The organism is Pseudomonas sp. PLB05 (genome assembly GCF_021106615.1).
GTDB lineage: Bacteria > Pseudomonadota > Gammaproteobacteria > Pseudomonadales > Pseudomonadaceae > Chryseomonas > Chryseomonas benzopyrenica.
This window is the reverse complement of sequence record NZ_JAJOHO010000003.1, coordinates 133,620-150,949: the sequence shown is the minus strand read 5'-3', so window position 1 is coordinate 150,949 and position 17,330 is coordinate 133,620. Positions and strand designations below refer to the sequence as shown.

The following is a 17,330-nucleotide window of genomic DNA, read 5'->3' as shown; positions in this document are numbered from 1 at the left end:
ACGGCTGGAAATAAGCTCATGCTCAGCGACGGCAGTCGTGGCCGCCAATGGTAGACTTTCGCCCTTTCGCCTGCGGTTGGGCACGGCGCGGTGAACAAGGGCTCCTGATATGCGGTTGAGGTCGATCAAGCTGGCGGGATTCAAATCCTTCGTCGATCCGACGACGGTGAATTTCCCGAGCAACATGGCAGCGGTGGTCGGTCCCAACGGTTGCGGCAAGTCGAACATCATCGACGCCGTACGCTGGGTGATGGGCGAGAGCTCGGCCAAGAATCTGCGTGGCGAGTCGATGACGGACGTCATCTTCAATGGCTCCAACAGTCGCAAGCCGGTATCCCAGGCCTCCATCGAGCTGATCTTCGACAACTCCGACCACACCCTAGTGGGCGAATACGCGAGCTACGCGGAGATCTCCATCCGCCGCCGGGTGACCCGCGAGGGCCAGAACACCTATTTCCTCAACGGCACCAAGTGCCGTCGGCGCGACATCACCGATATCTTCCTCGGCACCGGCCTGGGGCCGCGCAGCTATTCGATCATCGAGCAGGGGATGATCTCCAAGTTGATCGAGGCGCGCCCGGAGGATCTGCGGCACTACATCGAGGAGGCCGCGGGCATCTCCAAGTACAAGGAGCGGCGGCGCGAGACCGAGAATCGCATTCGCCGCACCCAGGAGAACCTCGCCCGCCTCACCGACCTGCGCGAGGAGCTGGAGCGGCAGCTGGAGCGGCTGCATCGCCAGGCGCAGTCGGCCGAGCGCTTCCAGGCGTTCAAGCAGGAGGAACGGCAACTCAAGGCGCAATTGCAGGCGGTGCGCTGGCGCGAGCTGGATGGCCGCGTCGAGCAGCGCGAAAAGGTGATCCGCGACCAGGAGACGGCCCTCGAAGCCCTGACCGCCGAACAGCGCCAGGCGGACGCCGGCATCGAAAGACTGCGCGATGGCCATCATGAATTGAGCGAAGCCTTCAACCTGGTGCAGGGCCGCTTCTACTCCCTGGGTGGTGACATCGCCCGCCTGGAGCAGACCATCCAACACGGTCAGCAGCGCCAGCGCCAGTTGCAGGACGATCTGCGCGAAGCCGAACAGGCCCGTAGCGAGGCCGAATCCCATTTGGAACACGACCGGGTGCTGCTCGCCACCTTCGAGGAAGAGCTGGCGATGCTCGAACCCGAGGAAGAGGCGGCCCGGGAGTTGGGTGAGGAGGGCGGTGCCGCGCTGGAAGAGGCGGAGCTGGCCCTGGCGGACTGGCAGCAACGCTGGGAGGCGCTCAGCGCGGCGAGTGTCGAGCCGCAACGGGAGGCCGATGTGCAGCAGGCGCGCATCCGCTCGCTGGAGCAGAGCCTGGAGCGCGGCATGGACCGGCAGCGCCGGCTGCGCGACGAGCGCACCCTGCTGGGCGAGGACGGGCCTTCCGAGCGTCTGGTCATGCTGGAAGAGCAGATCGCCGAGGACGAGTTGCTGCTGGAGGGCCTGGCCGAGCAGGAGTTGCAGGTCGCGGATGGGCTGCAACGGTTGCGCGAAGAATTGCTGGCGCTGGCGGGGGAACAGAGTCAGCGCCAGGGCGAATTGCAGCGGCTCGAAGGCCGCATCGCCTCGCTGGAGGCCCTGCAGCAGGCGGCCCTCGCTCCCGCAACCGGTGTAGCCCAGTGGCTCGAAGCCGAAGGGCTCGACCAGGCGCCACAGCTGGCGGACGATGTCCAGGTCACCCCCGGTTGGGAGCTGGCGGTGGAGACCGTCCTCGGCAGCGACCTGCAGGCGGTCTGCCTGGATGACCTGGCGCCTCTGCGTCTCGCTACCTTTGCCAGCGGTGCCTTGAATCTGGCGCTGCCCGGCTCGCTGCCGGTCGCCGCCGGCAGCCTGTTGGAGCAGGTGCAGGCGCCGCGCGACCTGTCGCCCTGGCTGGGTCAGGTGCTGATTGCCCAGAGCTACGACGAAGCCCTGGCACGAAGGGCGGCCCTCGCCCCCGGGCAAAGTCTCATCACCCCGGAAGGCTACTGGCTCTCCCGGCATTTCCTACGTGTGCGGCGGGCCCAGGCCGCCGAGGGCAGTGTCCTGGCGCGCGGCCGCGAACTGGAGGAGCTGCAGGCGCGACGCCTGGAGCTGAGCGAGGCGCTCGCCCTTCAGGAGGAGCGACTGGAGGATCGTCGCGCGGCCCAGCAACGTCTGGAAAGCGAACGCGAAGAGGCGCGGCGGCGCCAACAGCAGGAGCAGCAGCGGCTGGCCGAATCCCGTGCCCGGCTCTCTGCCCAGCAGGCACGGGCCGAGCAACTGAGCATCCGTCGGCAGCAACTGGAGGCCGATCTCCAGGACGTCGAGCAACAACTGGCGCGTGAGCAGGAGGAGTTGGGCGAATGCCGGCTGCGCCTGCAGGACGCCCTCGATGCCATGGCGGTGGATACCGAGCAGCGCGCGCTATTGCAGGAGCAGCGTGACCGCCACCGGCAGGCAGTGGAGGCGGCGCGCCAGCGCCAGCGCCAGGCCCAGGAACAACTGCATCAGCTCACGGTGCGCCTGACCACCCTGAGAGCCCAGCGCCAGTCGACGCTCCAGGCGCTGGAGCGGCTGGAGTTGCAGACCACACGCCTCGGCGAGCGCTGCGAGCAGCTCCATCTCAACCTAGAGGAGGGCGGCGAGCCCCTCGACGAATTGCGGCTGCGCCTGGAGGAGTTGCTGGAGCGGCGCCTACAAGTGGACGAGGAAATGCGCACGGCGCGCCTGGCGCTGGAAGATGCCGATCGGGAGTTGCGCGATTTCGAGCGGCGGCGGCTGCAGGCGGAACAGCAGGCGACGCTGCTGCGCGGCCAGTTGGAGCAGCATCGCCTGGAATGGCAGGGCTTGGCGACCCGGCGCAGCGGCTTCGCCGAGCAGTTGGCGGCCGATGGCTATGACCTGCCGACGGTGATCGCGACCCTGCCGGCGGAGGCCAGCGAGACAGCCTGGGAGGAGCAGCTGGAAGCCGTCGCGGCGCGGATCGGCCGGCTTGGACCGATCAACCTGGCGGCCATCGACGAATATCAGCAGCAGGCCGAGCGCAAGACCTATCTGGACGCCCAAAACGCCGATCTGGTGGAAGCGTTGGAGACCCTGGAAAGCGTCATCCGCAAGATCGACCGGGAAACCCGCAATCGCTTCAAGGATACCTTCGACCAGATCAATCACGGCCTGCAGGCATTGTTCCCAAAAGTTTTCGGTGGCGGCAGTGCCTACCTGGAACTTACCGGGGAAGATCTACTCGATACCGGGGTTGCGATCATGGCACGTCCGCCGGGCAAGAAGAACAGCACCATACATTTGTTGTCGGGCGGTGAAAAGGCGCTGACGGCTCTGGCTCTGGTATTTGCCATCTTCCAGTTGAATCCGGCGCCGTTCTGCATGCTCGATGAAGTGGATGCACCCCTGGATGACGCCAACGTCGGCCGTTATGCCCGCCTGGTCAAGAGCATGTCGGAGAAGGTGCAGTTCATTTACATCACGCACAACAAGATCGCCATGGAGATGGCCGATCAGTTGCTGGGTGTGACCATGCATGAACCGGGCTGTTCACGGCTGGTCGCGGTGGATGTGGAAGAGGCCGTGGCCATGGTCGATGCCTAATGCCCCACAGCCTCGCGGCTTGGCGGTGTAAAGTTGGCAACAGTCGTGCTAGCTTATGGCCGCGCTAGCGGTAAGTGGAAAAAGCTAAGAAGAACACTGACTTGGCGTAGGTTTCGGAGGTTTTGGAAAGACCTCGCAAGCGTCGACTTTCCAAAGTTTCCCGACGGGTGTCGGTCCATTATTTTCACAGGGGTATGTCTTTTTCATGGATATGGGTCTGCGCGAGTGGCTGATCATCATCGGCGTCATCGTCATCGCCGGTATTCTGTTCGATGGTTGGCGTCGCATGAGCGGCAAGGGCAAGCTCAAGTTCAAACTTGACCAGTCGTTGAACAATCAGCCGGAAAACGAAGACGAGGATCCGGAAATCGTCGGTCCGACGCGGGTGTTAGAACCCAGGGAGCCTTCCCTGGACGATCCGGGCGAGCCGACGCCACCGCGCTCCACGCAGCGCAAGCGTCGTGAAGAACGCCGTGAAGAACCCAGTGCCGACAGCTTCGATCTGTCCAGCGATGAAAGCCTGGCAGGCCTGGCCGCCGATTCCGATGAAGTCGTGACCCGTGGTCGCGACAAGCCGCGCAAGGAAAAGCCGCTGAGCAGCAAGGCACCCGAGCGCGAGTCGGTCAGCGAACCCGTCAGCAGCAGCGGCAACAGTCAGGCGGCCATGGCGCCGGTGGACGAGGTGCTGGTGATCAACGTGATCTCCCGTGACGAGAAGGGCTTCTCCGGTCCGGCACTGCTGCAGAACATCCTCGAAAGCGGGCTGAGATTTGGCGACATGGACATCTTCCATCGCCACGAGAGCATGTCGGGCAATGGCGAGGTGCTGTTCTCCATGGCCAACGCCGTGCGTCCGGGCACCTTCGATCTGGATGCCATCGACGACTTCCACACCCCGGCGGTGAGCTTCTTCCTGGGTCTGCCCGGTCCACGCCATCCCAAGCAGGCCTTCGACCTGATGGTCGCCGCGGCGCGCAAGCTGTCGTCCGAACTCAATGGCGAGCTGAAGGACGAGCAGCGCAGCGTCATGACCGCCCAGACCATCGAACACTACCGCCAGCGCATCGTCGATTTCGAACGCAAGAGCCTGATGCTCAAGCGTTGATCGCGCCGGAGCGAACCAAGAGCAGCCTCGGCTGCTCTTTTTGTTTGTAAGTTTTGCCGCGGCGCCGCTGGTGCCGTCAGGGCCACCCCTGGGGTGGCGACAGTGAGAGACCGCCATGACCGACGCCCAAGATGCTGTCACCCGCATCGCCGCCCTGCGCAGCGAGATCGACGCCCACAACTACCGCTACTACGTACTGGACGAACCGAGCGTGCCCGATGCCGAGTACGATCGGCTGTTCGGCGAACTCAAGACGCTGGAGGCCGAGCATCCCGAGCTGGTGACGCCCGACTCGCCCACCCAGAGGGTCAGCGGCGCGGCCCTGGCCGCCTTTGGCACCATCCGCCACGAGGTGCCCATGCTCAGCCTGGGCAACGCCTTCGCCGATGAGAATCTGCAGGACTTCGACCGCAGCGTCGGCAAGCGCCTGCGCGAGGAATTCGGCGAGACCGACTTCGCCGGGCCGGATTCCGGCGTCGAATACACCTGCGAGCCCAAGCTCGATGGCCTGGCGGTCAGCCTGCTGTACGAGGCGGGAATCTTGACCCGCGGCGCCACCCGCGGCGACGGCACCACCGGGGAAGACATCACCGCCAATGTGCGCACCATCCGTAACGTTCCGCTACGCCTGCAAGGCGAGGGCTGGCCGGCGGTGCTGGAGGTGCGCGGCGAGGTGTTCATGTCCCGCGCCGGCTTCGAGGCACTCAATGCCCGGGCGATGGAAAGCGGCGGCAAGACCTTCGCCAATCCGCGCAACGCTGCCGCTGGCAGCCTGCGCCAGCTGGATTCGCGGATCACCGCCCAACGTCCGCTGGAGTTCTGCTGCTACGGTTTCGGGCGGGTCGAGGGCGGGGCGCTGCCGGACACCCAGTACGACATCCTGCAGCGGCTGCGTGAATGGGGAATCCCCATCAGCCGCGAGTTGCGCAAGGTGCAGGGCGCGGAAGGCTGTCGCGTCTACTACGAGGACATCGGCCAGCGGCGCGATGCGCTGGCCTACGAGATCGACGGCGTGGTTTACAAGGTCAACCGGCTCGACTGGCAGGGTGAGCTGGGTTTTCGCGCGCGCGAGCCGCGCTGGGCGCTGGCGCACAAGTTTCCCGCTCGCGAAGAGCTGACCGAACTGCTCAATGTCGAATTCCAGGTGGGGCGCACCGGGGCCATTACCCCGGTCGCCCGGCTCAAGCCGGTACAGGTGGCCGGCGTCACCGTGACCAACGCTACCTTGCACAACATGGACGAGATCGCGCGGCTGGGCGTGATGATCGGCGACAGCGTGATCGTGCGCCGCGCCGGGGACGTCATCCCGCAGATCATGCAGGTGGTACCGGAGCGGCGGCCAGCGGATGCCCGGCCGGTGGCGATCCCCACCCATTGCCCCGTGTGTGGTTCGGCGGTGGAGCGCACCCAACTGATCAAGCGCGGCAAGGGCAAGGAGTCGGTCAGCGAAGGTGCGGTCTATCGCTGCGTTGGCCGGCTGGCCTGCCAGGCCCAGCTCAAACAGGCGATCATTCATTTCGCCTCGCGGCGGGCCATGGACATCGACGGCCTGGGCGATCGCATCGTCGAGCAACTGGTAGACCGCGAGCTGGTGAAGTCGCCGGCCGATCTCTACACCCTGACCTACGAGCAGGTGGTCGAACTGGAAGGCTTCGCCGAGGTGTCCAGTCGCAACCTACTGGCCGCCATCGAAGCCAGCAGTCAGCCGACGTTGGCGCGCTTCATCTTCGCCCTGGGCATCCCCGAGGTGGGCGAGGAGACCGCCAAGCGCCTGGCGCGCGCCCTGGGCAGCCTGCAGCGTATCCGTGAGGCCCTGCCCGAGGTGCTGGTCTACCTGCCGGACATCGGGCCGGAGGTGGCCTTCGAGATCCATAACTTCTTCCAGTCCGCGCACAACGGTGACGTGCTGGAGGCGCTGCTGGCCAACGGCATCGAGCTGGCCGACGAGGGTGAGGTGCACGCCGAATTCTCCGGCTATGCCACCTTCGCCGACTTCCTCGACCAGTTGCACATTCCCTATCTGGGCAAGACCGGCGCCAAGACCCTGGCCACGGCCTTTCCCACGCTCGCGGCGCTGATCGAAGGCTCCCAGGACTGGTTGACCTTCAAGACCCTGTCCGGCCTCAACGAGCGGGCCAAGCAGGGGCTGCGCGAGTACTTCGCCGAGGCGGACAACGTCGCCCAGGCGCTGGCCATCGAGGCCCAGCTCAAGGCCTTCGGCATGCATTGGGAAAGCACGCGCCAGGTTGTACAGGGATTACCCTTCGCCGGTCAGACCTGGGTGCTCACCGGAACCCTGGAGGCCATGAGTCGCGATGCGGCCAAGGAGCGCCTGGAAGCCCTGGGCGCCAAGGTGTCGGGGTCGGTATCGGCCAAGACCGCCGTGGTGGTGGCCGGGCCGGGGGCGGGGTCCAAACTGACCAAGGCGAACGAGCTAGGGGTCACGGTGCTGGACGAGGATGCCTTCCTGCAGATCCTCGAGGCGCAAGGCGTTCGCTAGCGACAGGGATCAGGCCCGCAAGGGTCTGATCTTTACTGTTCCTGCCAATAACTGCAGGCGTTATTGGGTTATAACGAAGCGGTGCCAAGACTTCTGCGTATTAATCGCTTCGCTTAAAATTGCTGTCAAGCAGTGCCACGTTAACGAATTAAAAAGTATGGCTTCGCCTGGTTTAAGCGAAGCCTTATTTTTTAAGAAGAAAAAGTTCTGGGTTCAAGCGAAGCGCGTGGTGGGTTCGCTCGCACGTTGTTCTTTCTCATAAACTTCTTCCACAGCGATAGCCGCCTTGGTCGTCTGGCGATAGCCATGGGGATTGAGCGACTGCCAGCGCCAGGCATCTTCCAGCATGGTGGCGAGGCTGCGTTCGGCGCGCCAGCCCAGTTCCTGCCACGCTTTTTCCGGATCGGCCCAGCACTGGGCCACGTCGCCCGCGCGTCGCGGGGCGAAGTGACAGGGGATGTCGCGGCCCAGTTGCTGTTCCAGGGCCGCCACCACCTCTTTGACCGAATGTCCGCGTCCGGTGCCCAGGTTCCAGGTCGAGACGCCCGGGCGTCGGGCCAGAGCGTTCAGCGCCGCCAGATGACCGCGGGCCAGGTCCTGGACATGGATGTAGTCCCGGACGCCGGTGCCATCGGGCGTCGGGTAGTTGTCGCCGTAGACGTCCAGCCAGGGCCGGCGACCATTGGCCACCTGCAGCAGATAGGGCACCAGGTTGTTGGGGATGCCCTGGGGGTCTTCACCGATCAGTCCGGAAGGATGGGCTCCGATGGGGTTGAAGTAGCGCAGCACGGCGATGGACCAGCGCGGATCGGCGCCGGCCAGCCCGCGCAGCACCTGCTCGGCCATGAGTTTCGACTGGCCATAGGGGTTGGTGGGCTCGGCGGTTGGGCAGCTTTCGCTGATGGGTGGAATGCAGTGGCCGTAGACGGTGGCGGAAGAGCTGAAGACCAGCTGGTGCACTCCGGCGGCGGCCATGGCCTGGCAGAGCACCAGGGTACCGCCGACGTTGTTGTCGAAATAGCGCAGGGGGTGTTGCACGCTTTCGCCGACCGCCTTGAGGCCGGCGAAATGCAGGGCCCCGGTGATCGGCAGCTCCTGAAACAGCCGATCCAGGAGGGCGCGATCCCGGACGTCCCCGCGCACGAAGAGAGGCGCCCGCCCGGCGAGCGTGGTAAGGCGTTGCACGACCTCTACGCGGCTGTTGACCAGGTTGTCCAGAATCACCACCTCGTGGCCCGCACGGAGCAGCTCCAGCGTCGTATGAGAACCTATGTAGCCTGCGCCGCCCGTGATCATCAACATGCAACCGTCCTCGCCAAACCTGTAGCTATTAATTCGAAATAACTGTTTCGTTCAGGCTCGAGTGCAACTAACGCTTCGCTTTAGTTCTTGTCGAGCGAAGCGTTAGTTATGCCAATTCATCGAGTAGACGTTGTTCTGAAGGTGAATGAAGATATTGGTTCTAGCGAAGCGGGAGTTCATCGACAAAGTTATGAACCCTTGCCAATTGGATAAGTCGATAACGTTGCTCGATATCGCGCAGTCAGCCTGCCGATACCTTCGGGACGGTCTCTGGACGTTTTGCAAGTTGCCAAGGTGCCGGCCGGGGCGCGGCTGTTTTGCCGCGCTCGGCCAGGCGTTCGATCTCACAGGAGCACACCATGAGTTGGGCCGGCCCCCATACCGAAACGATCGGCAAGACCAAACAGCCCGCGCGCGTTGCGGAGCGCCCCCTGGATCCTGCCAGGCCCCTGCTGCTATGCCTGGCCCATCTGCGCTGGAGCTTCGTCTACCAGCGTCCGCAGCACGAGATGGTGCGCTTCGCCGAGCACTACAACGTGCTCTATTGCGAAGAGCCCCTGGATGCCACGGATGGCCGGTCGCACCTTGAGGTGCGGGTGGAAGAGAACGGGGTGCGGGTATTGGTGCCGCATCTGCCTCGCGGCCTCTCCGCGGAAGCCCGAGCCTGCGCCCAGCAGGAACTGCTGCAAACCTATCTGCAGGAGTTGCGGCAACCGGTGGCGGTGGCCTGGTATTTCACGCCCATGGCGCTGGACTATGCCGGCGAGATCCCGGCGCAGACCCTGGTCTATGACTGCATGGATGAACTCTCGGCCTTTCGCGGCGCGCCCCCGACCCTGCTGCAGCGGGAGCGGGAATTGCTGCAGCGCGCCGATCTGGTGTTTACCGGGGGCTACAGCCTCTACGAGGCCAAGCGTGACCGCCATCCGCGGGTCTTTCCCTTTCCCAGCAGCGTGGACGTGGCGCACTTCGGTCAGGCTCGCGCGGCCCTGTCGGAGCCTGCAGACCAGGCCGGTCTGGCGCGACCGCGGCTGGGCTTCTATGGCGTGATCGACGAGCGCCTGGATCTCGACCTGCTGGCCGCGGTAGCGCAGCTGCGTCCCCAGTGGCAGTGGGTGATCCTGGGCCCGGTGGTCAAGATCGATCCGACCAGCCTGCCGCAGCTGCCCAATCTGCATTACCTGGGCGGCAAGACCTATGACGAGTTGCCGGCTTATCTGGCTGGCTGGGACGTGGCCCTGATGCCCTTCGCGCTGAACGAGGCGACGCGCTTCATCAGCCCGACCAAGACGCCCGAATACCTGGCCGGAGGCTGTCCGGTGGTGTCGACCCCCATCACCGATGTGGTGCGCACCTACGGCGACAGCGGTGTGGTCTGGATCGCCGAAGGCGCCGAGGCCTTTGTCGCCGCCTGCGAGGCGGCCCTGGCCAGTCAAGACCAGCGCGAAGCCTTTCTGGCGCGCGCCGATGCCCTGCTGACCGGGATGTCCTGGGACAGCACCTGTAACCTGATGCGGGAGAAGATCCAATGGCGGTAACGGCGCTGGAGCGTTTCGATTACCTGATCGTGGGGGCTGGCTTCGCCGGCAGCGTGCTGGCGGAGCGGCTGGCCGCAGGACTGGGCAAGCGCGTGCTGGTGGTGGATCGGCGCCCGCACATCGGCGGCAATGCCTACGATCACTATGACGATGCCGGGGTGCTGGTGCACCGCTATGGTCCGCACATCTTCCACACCAATTCCCAGCGCATCGTCGACTACCTGTCGCGCTTCACCGAGTGGCGGCCCTATGAGCACCGGGTCCTGGCCGACGTCGCGGGTCAACAGGTGCCCATCCCGATCAACCTGACCACCCTCAATCGCCTCTACGGTCTGGAATTGGACGAGCAGGGCGCCGAAGCCTTTCTCGCCGCCCGCGCCGAGCCGGTCGAGGACATCCGCACCTCCGAGGACGTGGTGATCAACCAGGTCGGGCGCGAACTCTACGAGACCTTCTTTCGCGGCTATACCCGCAAGCAGTGGGGCCTGGATCCGTCGCAACTGGACCGCTCGGTGACGGCGCGGGTACCGACCCGAACCACCACCGACGATCGCTACTTCGGCGACACCTTCCAGCAGATGCCCCTGCACGGCTTCACCCGCATGTTCGAACGGATGCTGGATCATCCCAACATCAAGGTGATGGTGAACACCGACTACCGTGAGATCCGTGAACTGATCCCTCATGAGCATCTGGTCTACAGCGGACCGATCGACGAATTCTTCGATTATCGCTTCGGTCGCCTGCCGTATCGTTCCCTGACCTTCAAGCACGAGACGCGCGATACGCCGCGCTTCCAGCCGGTGGCGGTGGTCAACTATCCCAGCGAAGCGGTGCCCTACACCCGCATCACCGAGTACAAGCACCTCACCGGCCAGACGCACGAGCGCACCAGCCTGACCTACGAATATCCCAGTGCGGAAGGCGAGCCCTATTATCCGATTCCACGCCCGGAAAACGCCGAGCTCTTCCGGCGCTACCAACACCTGGCCGAGGCGACACCCAATGTCGTCTTCATCGGCCGCCTGGGGACCTATCGCTACTACAACATGGACCAGGTCGTGGGTCAGGCGCTGGCCGCCTACAAGCGCATCGAGGAAGCGGAACTGGGGCCGGCGGCGGGGGAGAGCGCCGAACATCACGAAAGCCTGGCACGGCAGGCACCATGAAAGACGTGATGGCCGAGCGCTCGCCCTTCCAGAGTTTCTTCATGGCCGGCTTCGAATGCTCCAGCCATAGACGCGCCGATGGCCGACGCCTGGATCTGCTCGCCAGCACTGGCCATGATCGCTGGGCCGCGGAAGACTATCGCGCGGTGGCCGCCCAGGGCCTGCGCACCGTGCGCGACGGCGTTCGCTGGCACCGCGTAGAGGCCCAAGCCGAGCGCTATGACTGGTCGAGTGTCCTGCCGCAGGTGCGTGCCGCGCGGGCGGCTAACGTCCAGGTCATCTGGGACCTCTGTCACTATGGCTGGCCCGATCACCTGGATATCTGGCGACCGGCCTTCGTCGATGCCTTCGCCCGCTATGCCGCCGCCTTCGCCCGGCTGCTGCGCGAGGAGGGCGAGACCCATCCCTGCCTGGCGCCGATCAACGAGATCTCCTACTGGGCCTGGGCCGGCGGCGACCAGGGTCTGTTCAATCCCACCGCCCAAGGCCGCGGTCAGGAGCTCAAGCATCAACTGGTGCGCGCCAGCATCGCCGCCATCGAGGCGATTCGTGACGAGTTGCCCGAGGCGCGGTTCCTTGCCATCGATCCGCTCATCCATGTCGCCGCGCGCCGCCCCGAGCAGCGCCAGGCCGCGGAGGCCTATCGCCAGGCCCAGTTCGAGGCCTGGGACCTGCTCTGCGGGCGTCAGTGGCCCGGCCTGGGCGGTCGCCCCGATTACCTGGACATCCTGGGTCTGAACTACTACTCCGACAACCAGTGGTATCTGGACGGCGGTACCCTGGCGGCGGACGATCCGGCCTATCGACCCCTGCAGGGGATGCTGGCCGAAGTCCACCAGCGCTATGGCCGGCCATTGCTGATCGCCGAGACGGGGGCCGAAGGTCCGGCGCGGGCCGCCTGGCTGGAACACGTCGCCGATCAGGTCGGGCGGGCGCTGCGCCAGGGCGTGCCGGTGCAGGGCATCTGCCTGTATCCGGTGCTCGACTATCCCGGCTGGGACGATGATCGCCTCTGTCCCACCGGGCTGTTCGGCATGGCCGACGGGGCAGGGCGCCGGGCGCTGCACGAGCCCCTGGCCGAGGTCCTGCAGCGCCAACGCCAGATACTGGCAGGCGGAGAGGGGCGATGAGTGCAGCCAGGCGCCGCGAGCAGCGGCGCGCCGAATGGCCCCTGCCGGAGCGGGTCGGCGGCTTTCTCTGGCGCTATGTCCGCCTGCGACCCTGGCACTTCGGCGGCCTGCTGTTGCTGGTGGTCGGCGCGGCGACCTGCGCGGTGGCGGTGCAATACGGCATGAAGCTGCTGGTCGATGCCATGGCCGATCCGGCTCGCCGGGCGGCGGTGTGGGGACCCTTCTGGCTGTTCATCTCGCTGATCGTGCTGGAGAACCTGTTCTGGCGCAGCGGTGGCTGGCTGGGTTGCCGCACGGTGGTGGCCAGCTGCGCCGATCTGCGCGTCGATCTGTTCCGCTATCTCACGGGTCATCCGATGCACTACTTCTCCCAGCATTTCGCCGGGGCCCTGGGCAATCGCATCTCCGCCACCGGAGCGGCCGCGGGGGCCATCTACGGCGGCCTGGCCTGGAAGATCATGCCGCCCTGCGTCGACTTCATCGGCGCGGTGGTGGTGCTCTGCACCGTGGACCTGCGCATGGCCGGAGCGCTGGTGGCCTTCGTGCTGATCGTGGCCTTAGTGATCACCGCCTTCGGCATTCGCGGGCGGGCGCGGCACCAGCGCTTCGCCGCCCAGTCGGCCCATGTCGGCGGCGAGCTGGTGGACCTGGTGCAGAACGTCTGGACCATCAAGGCCTTTTCCGCCCGGGAGCGCGAGGTGCAGCGACTGGCCCAGGCCATCGGCGTCGAGGCGCGTGCCCAGCGCAGCAGCTGGATGCATCTGGAACAGGCCCGGGTACTCCATGACACCTGCCTGTCGCTGATGGCCGGCGGTATGCTGGCCTGGGCCATCGCACTGTGGAGCCGCGGCAGCATCACCGCCGGCGACGTGGTCATGGTCAGTGCCCTGACCTTTCGCATCCTGCACGGCTCCCGTGACCTGGCCCTGGCGCTGGTGGACACCACTCAGCAACTGGGCGCCATCGGCGAAACGCTGCGCATCCTTATCCAGCCCCACGGCCAGAGTGATGTCGAGCGGCCCCTGACCCAGGCGCGCGGCGCCCTGAGCTTTACGGGCGTGAACTATCGCTATCCCGATGGGCGGCAGGTGTTCCAGGGTTTCGATCTGGAAGTGCCGGCCGGCCAGAAGATCGGGCTGGTGGGGCCGTCGGGTGCCGGCAAGTCGACCCTGATCGGGCTGTTGCAGCGCCTCGACGATGTCCAGCAGGGACGGATCTGCATCGATGGCGAGGACATCCGCACGGTCAGTCAGGACAGCCTGCGCCAGCGCATCGCCGTGGTGCCCCAGGAGACCGCGCTGTTCAATCGCAGCATTCGCGAGAACATCCGCTATGGCCGTCCGGAAGCCAGCGACGTCGAGGTAGAGGCGGCGGCCCGCCACGCCTATTGCGACGACTTCATCCGCGAGTTGCCTTTGGGCTACGACACCCCGGTGGGCGAGCGCGGCGTGCTGCTTTCCGGTGGTCAGCGCCAGCGTCTGGGTATCGCCCGGGCCTTTCTCAAGGATGCGCCCATCCTCATCCTCGACGAAGCCACCTCGGCGCTGGACAGCCATTCCGAGACGGTCATCCAGCGGGCACTGTTGGAATTGATGGAGGGCCGCACCGTGGTGGCGGTGGCCCATCGGCTATCCACCCTGACCGGCTTCGACCGCATCCTGGTGCTGGAGCAGGGCGTCATCGTCGAGGACGGCCCGCCGCAGCGGCTGCGCGAGGGGGAGGGCAGTTTCGCCGCGCTCTGGGACCTGCAGGCAGCACCCTAGCGAACCTAAGTCCTTGTATGGCTTGCAACTTCGCCCCAACCGCGTAGAATGACGCACCTCACCTCAGGGTGAGGCGTTATGGTGGCTCTGTCGGTCCCCCCGCAACGATCAACCGTGAACCCGGTCAGGCCCGGAAGGGAGCAGCCGCAGCGGTGATGTCGTGTGCCGGGGTGTGGCTGGCGGGGCCACCTCCATTTCTGCCCTTCGCTTTTCCCATCTCCGCTTTTCTCCCTGCCTTCTTCCCTCCTTCTGCTCGCACTGCCTGGTTAACCGCTCCACAGGGCTTTCGTGACGAAATGCACTGTTTTGGCTCCTGGCTCTATGCCATCATGCGCGCCGTCTCATCATTACTGGACAAATGTCCAAGGATTCATCGTGAAGAACGGACTCGAAAGCGCAGGACGCGCCCTGAGCAATGGTCTCCATCCCTATCGCATCGATTGCCGACGCGATACCGCAGCGACGTTGATCGCCCACATCTACCATCCTAGTGAGCCCCTGCTGCTGATCAGGATCGACCTGACCAACGAGGAGGCAAGCAATCCCTTCAAGATGAACGCCACCGTGACCCGACTGCGTGGCCAGCTGGATGCCCTGGCAGCCTACGTCTCCAGCGTGGTCTTGGCCGATGGTGAAGACCACTGCCTGCGTGCCTGAAACGGCTTTTTCGCTGGCGCTTTCCCTCCTGATCGCTTGAAAAGCCGCTTGGCCGCCTTCATCTAGGGAGGTAGCCGCAGCCCGCACGGCATCGCTCCGATGCCGCGCCGCGGGATGCATTCGCGGTCCCTCTTCGTTAGCATGTGCTCCCCCTACGTCTTCTCCTGATCAGGTCTCGATGAGTTACCAGGTTCTTGCGCGCAAATGGCGCCCGCGGTCGTTCCGCGAAATGGTCGGCCAGACCCATGTGCTCAAGGCGCTGATCAATGCGCTGGACAACGAGCGGCTGCACCACGCCTATCTGTTCACCGGCACCCGCGGGGTGGGCAAGACCACCATCGCGCGGATCCTGGCCAAGTGCCTGAATTGCGAGACCGGCATCAGCTCGACGCCCTGTGGCACCTGCTCGGTGTGCCGCGAGATCGACGAAGGCCGTTTCGTCGATCTCATCGAGGTGGACGCCGCCAGTCGCACCAAGGTGGAAGACACCCGCGAGCTGCTGGAGAACGTGCAGTACGCACCGTCCCGCGGTCGCTACAAGGTGTACCTCATCGATGAGGTGCACATGCTCTCCACCCACAGCTTCAATGCGCTGCTCAAGACGCTGGAAGAGCCACCGCCCCACGTCAAGTTCCTGCTCGCCACCACCGATCCGCAGAAGCTGCCGGTCACCATCCTTTCGCGCTGCCTGCAGTTCTCGCTGAAGAACATGCCGCCAGAGCGGGTCGTTGCCCATCTTCAGCACGTACTCGCCGCGGAGAGCATTCCCTTCGAGGACGATGCCCTCTGGCTGCTGGGTCGTGCGGCCGATGGCTCCATGCGCGACGCCATGAGCCTGACCGATCAGGCGATCGCCTTTGGCGAGGGCAAGGTACTCGCCGCCGACGTGCGCGCCATGCTCGGTACCCTCGATCATGGCCAGGTCTACGACGTGCTCCAGGCCCTGCTGGAAGGGGATGGTCGTGCCGTGCTGGATGCGGTCCGTCATCTGGCCGAGCAGGGCCCCGACTGGGGCGGGGTGCTGGCCGAGCTGCTCAATGTGCTGCACCGCGTGGCCATCGCCCAGGTGCTGCCCGATGCGGTGGACAATGGCCAGGGCGATCGCGAGCAGGTGCTGACCCTGGCGCAGACGCTGCCGGCGGAAGATGTCCAGTACTACTACCAGCTGGGCCTGGTGGGCCGGCGCGATCTGCCGCTGGCGCCCGACCCACGCCACGGCTTCGAGATGGTCCTGCTGCGCATGCTGGCCTTCCGGCCTGCCGGTGCGGCGATTGCCGAGCGACCGGCACTAAAGACGACGGGAGCCAGCCCGGCCACGGCTGACTCCAACCCCCGTCCGGTGGCCGCGGCGGTTCCGGCAGCGGCTGCGCCTGCGCGCCCTCCAGTGCAAGAGACGCCCCCTGCGCCTGTCCAGGCAACGCCGGTAGTGAGTAATACCACCCCAATAGAAGAGCCGGTGGATCTTCCCTGGGAGGACCCTGCGCCCGTGGCGACCAAGGCGGCTCCGGCTCCGACTCCGGTCGAGGCGGCTGGTGCGCCGGTCGCATCCAGGACGCTACCGACCCCCCAGGTCGAGGCGACCCCTGAAGCCACGGTGATCGCCGAATTGCCCGCGGACACCTCCGGTGACGATCTGGACGGTGACGAAGAGCCGCCGCCGGCCGAGGATTACTACGAGGTGGGGCTGGACGACTATCTCGACAGCCTTGGCGATCCGGCTGACGACGAAATCGCTGCGGCGCCGACGCCGGCGGTGCAGCCAGCCACGGGCCTCGCGGCCGACTGGCAGACCCTGTTCCCCGACCTCAAGCTGGGCGGGTTGACCGCCAGCATCGCGGCCAACTGCACCCTGGTCGCGGTGGACGGCGATCGCTGGCACCTACACCTGGATCCGGCGCAGAGCGCCCTGTTCAACGCCAACCAGCAGCGCCGGCTCAACGATGCGCTGAATCAGCAGCAAGGACGTCCCATCGCGCTCGAGGTCACCATCCAGACCCCCGAGCAGGAGACGCCCGCCCAGGCCGCCGCGCGGCGCCGGGCGGAGCGGCAGCGGCAGGCGGAGCAGTCCATCCAGGACGACCCGCTCATCCGCCAGATGATGCAACAGTTCGCCGCCACGGTGCGCGCGGGTACCATCGAGCCGGTCGACACCCAAGCCTGACCGGTTTTCCATTCATAGTTCGAGGTAGCAGACATGATGAAAGGTGGCATGGCCGGCCTGATGAAGCAGGCCCAGCAGATGCAGGAAAAGATGCAGAAGATGCAGGAAGAGCTGGCGAACGCCGAAGTGACCGGGCAATCCGGTGCCGGCCTGGTCAGCGTCGTCATGACCGGCCGACACGACGTCAAGCGGGTCAGCCTGGATGACAGCCTGATGCAGGAAGACAAGGAAATCCTCGAAGACCTGATCGCCGCCGCGGTAAACGACGCCGTGCGCAAGATCGAGCAGAACAGCCAGGACAAGATGTCCGGCATGACCTCCGGGATGCAGCTGCCGCCCGGCTTCAAGATGCCTTTCTAAGACGCTCCAGTTGCGGGTGTCCGCTGGACACCCGTTCCTCCCGCCTTCCA

At 65.4% G+C, this 17,330-nt stretch carries 11 protein-coding genes and 1 other RNA gene; 11 read left to right on the top strand and 1 reads right to left on the bottom strand.

Going from position 1 to position 17,330, the window contains the following annotated elements; all coding sequences use genetic code 11:
* Window positions 1-109 precede the first annotated feature (109 nt).
* The 3 genes from smc to ligA all read left to right on the top strand — a co-directional run bounded on the left by smc (window position 110) and on the right by ligA (window position 7,200).
* On the top strand, window positions 110-3,595 hold the full coding sequence (smc, locus tag LRS53_RS13385; RefSeq protein WP_231356233.1) for a chromosome segregation protein SMC: 3,486 nt from the start codon (window positions 110-112) through the stop codon (window positions 3,593-3,595).
* 205 nt (window positions 3,596-3,800) lie between these two features.
* Window positions 3,801-4,700 (top strand): cell division protein ZipA, encoded by a 900-nt coding sequence (zipA, locus tag LRS53_RS13380; protein ID WP_231356231.1) that lies wholly within the window; start codon window positions 3,801-3,803, stop codon window positions 4,698-4,700.
* A 115-nt stretch (window positions 4,701-4,815) separates the two neighbouring features.
* A complete protein-coding gene (gene ligA, locus LRS53_RS13375) occupies window positions 4,816-7,200 on the top strand; it encodes an NAD-dependent DNA ligase LigA (RefSeq protein WP_231356230.1) in 2,385 nt (794 codons plus the stop codon).
* A 213-nt stretch (window positions 7,201-7,413) separates the two neighbouring features.
* Here ligA and galE read toward each other — a convergent pair whose 3' ends face one another.
* Entirely contained in the window at window positions 7,414-8,502 is a 1,089-nt protein-coding gene (gene galE, locus LRS53_RS13370) for a UDP-glucose 4-epimerase GalE (protein WP_231356229.1), read from the bottom strand.
* A gap of 359 nt (window positions 8,503-8,861) precedes the next feature.
* Here galE and LRS53_RS13365 point away from each other — a divergent pair, with 359 nt between their 5' ends.
* The 8 genes from LRS53_RS13365 (at window position 8,862) to LRS53_RS13330 (ending at window position 17,280) form a co-directional block, all read left to right on the top strand.
* On the top strand, window positions 8,862-10,040 hold the full coding sequence (locus LRS53_RS13365) for a glycosyltransferase family 1 protein (RefSeq protein WP_093249078.1): 1,179 nt from the start codon (window positions 8,862-8,864) through the stop codon (window positions 10,038-10,040).
* Window positions 10,031-11,209, top strand: coding sequence for a UDP-galactopyranose mutase (gene glf / locus LRS53_RS13360; protein WP_093249076.1), 1,179 nt, complete (start codon window positions 10,031-10,033; stop codon window positions 11,207-11,209). Before LRS53_RS13365 ends, glf begins: the two co-directional genes overlap by 10 nt.
* An 8-nt stretch (window positions 11,210-11,217) precedes the next feature.
* The gene (locus tag LRS53_RS13355; RefSeq protein WP_017639611.1) at window positions 11,218-12,339 is read left to right on the top strand and encodes a beta-glucosidase; all 1,122 of its coding nucleotides are present in this window, start codon (window positions 11,218-11,220) and stop codon (window positions 12,337-12,339) included.
* Window positions 12,336-14,102: an ABC transporter ATP-binding protein gene (locus LRS53_RS13350; RefSeq protein WP_064308480.1), complete on the top strand. Its 1,767-nt coding sequence runs from the start codon at window positions 12,336-12,338 to the stop codon at window positions 14,100-14,102. The genes LRS53_RS13355 and LRS53_RS13350 overlap by 4 nt, the downstream gene beginning before the upstream one ends.
* An 88-nt stretch (window positions 14,103-14,190) precedes the next feature.
* Window positions 14,191-14,287: signal recognition particle sRNA small type (ffs, locus tag LRS53_RS13345), an RNA gene on the top strand.
* A gap of 190 nt (window positions 14,288-14,477) precedes the next feature.
* Entirely contained in the window at window positions 14,478-14,759 is a 282-nt protein-coding gene (locus LRS53_RS13340; RefSeq protein WP_173148215.1) for a hypothetical protein, read from the top strand.
* A gap of 178 nt (window positions 14,760-14,937) precedes the next feature.
* Complete coding sequence (gene dnaX, locus LRS53_RS13335; RefSeq protein ID WP_231356228.1) at window positions 14,938-16,920, top strand: DNA polymerase III subunit gamma/tau; 1,983 nt, start codon at window positions 14,938-14,940, stop codon at window positions 16,918-16,920.
* Window positions 16,921-16,953: 33 nt separating this feature from the next.
* Window positions 16,954-17,280, top strand: coding sequence for a YbaB/EbfC family nucleoid-associated protein (locus tag LRS53_RS13330; RefSeq protein WP_007162246.1), 327 nt, complete (start codon window positions 16,954-16,956; stop codon window positions 17,278-17,280).
* Window positions 17,281-17,330 lie beyond the last annotated feature (50 nt).

Coding starts and splice junctions, on each gene's coding strand:
- smc (WP_231356233.1), top strand. CDS start 110: ATGCGGTTGAGGTCGATCAAGCTGGCGGGATTCAAATCCTTCGTCGAT.
- zipA (WP_231356231.1), top strand. CDS start 3,801: ATGGATATGGGTCTGCGCGAGTGGCTGATCATCATCGGCGTCATCGTC.
- ligA (WP_231356230.1), top strand. CDS start 4,816: ATGACCGACGCCCAAGATGCTGTCACCCGCATCGCCGCCCTGCGCAGC.
- galE (WP_231356229.1), bottom strand. CDS start 8,502: ATGTTGATGATCACGGGCGGCGCAGGCTACATAGGTTCTCATACGACG.
- LRS53_RS13365 (WP_093249078.1), top strand. CDS start 8,862: ATGAGTTGGGCCGGCCCCCATACCGAAACGATCGGCAAGACCAAACAG.
- glf (WP_093249076.1), top strand. CDS start 10,031: ATGGCGGTAACGGCGCTGGAGCGTTTCGATTACCTGATCGTGGGGGCT.
- LRS53_RS13355 (WP_017639611.1), top strand. CDS start 11,218: ATGGCCGAGCGCTCGCCCTTCCAGAGTTTCTTCATGGCCGGCTTCGAA.
- LRS53_RS13350 (WP_064308480.1), top strand. CDS start 12,336: ATGAGTGCAGCCAGGCGCCGCGAGCAGCGGCGCGCCGAATGGCCCCTG.
- dnaX (WP_231356228.1), top strand. CDS start 14,938: ATGAGTTACCAGGTTCTTGCGCGCAAATGGCGCCCGCGGTCGTTCCGC.
- LRS53_RS13330 (WP_007162246.1), top strand. CDS start 16,954: ATGATGAAAGGTGGCATGGCCGGCCTGATGAAGCAGGCCCAGCAGATG.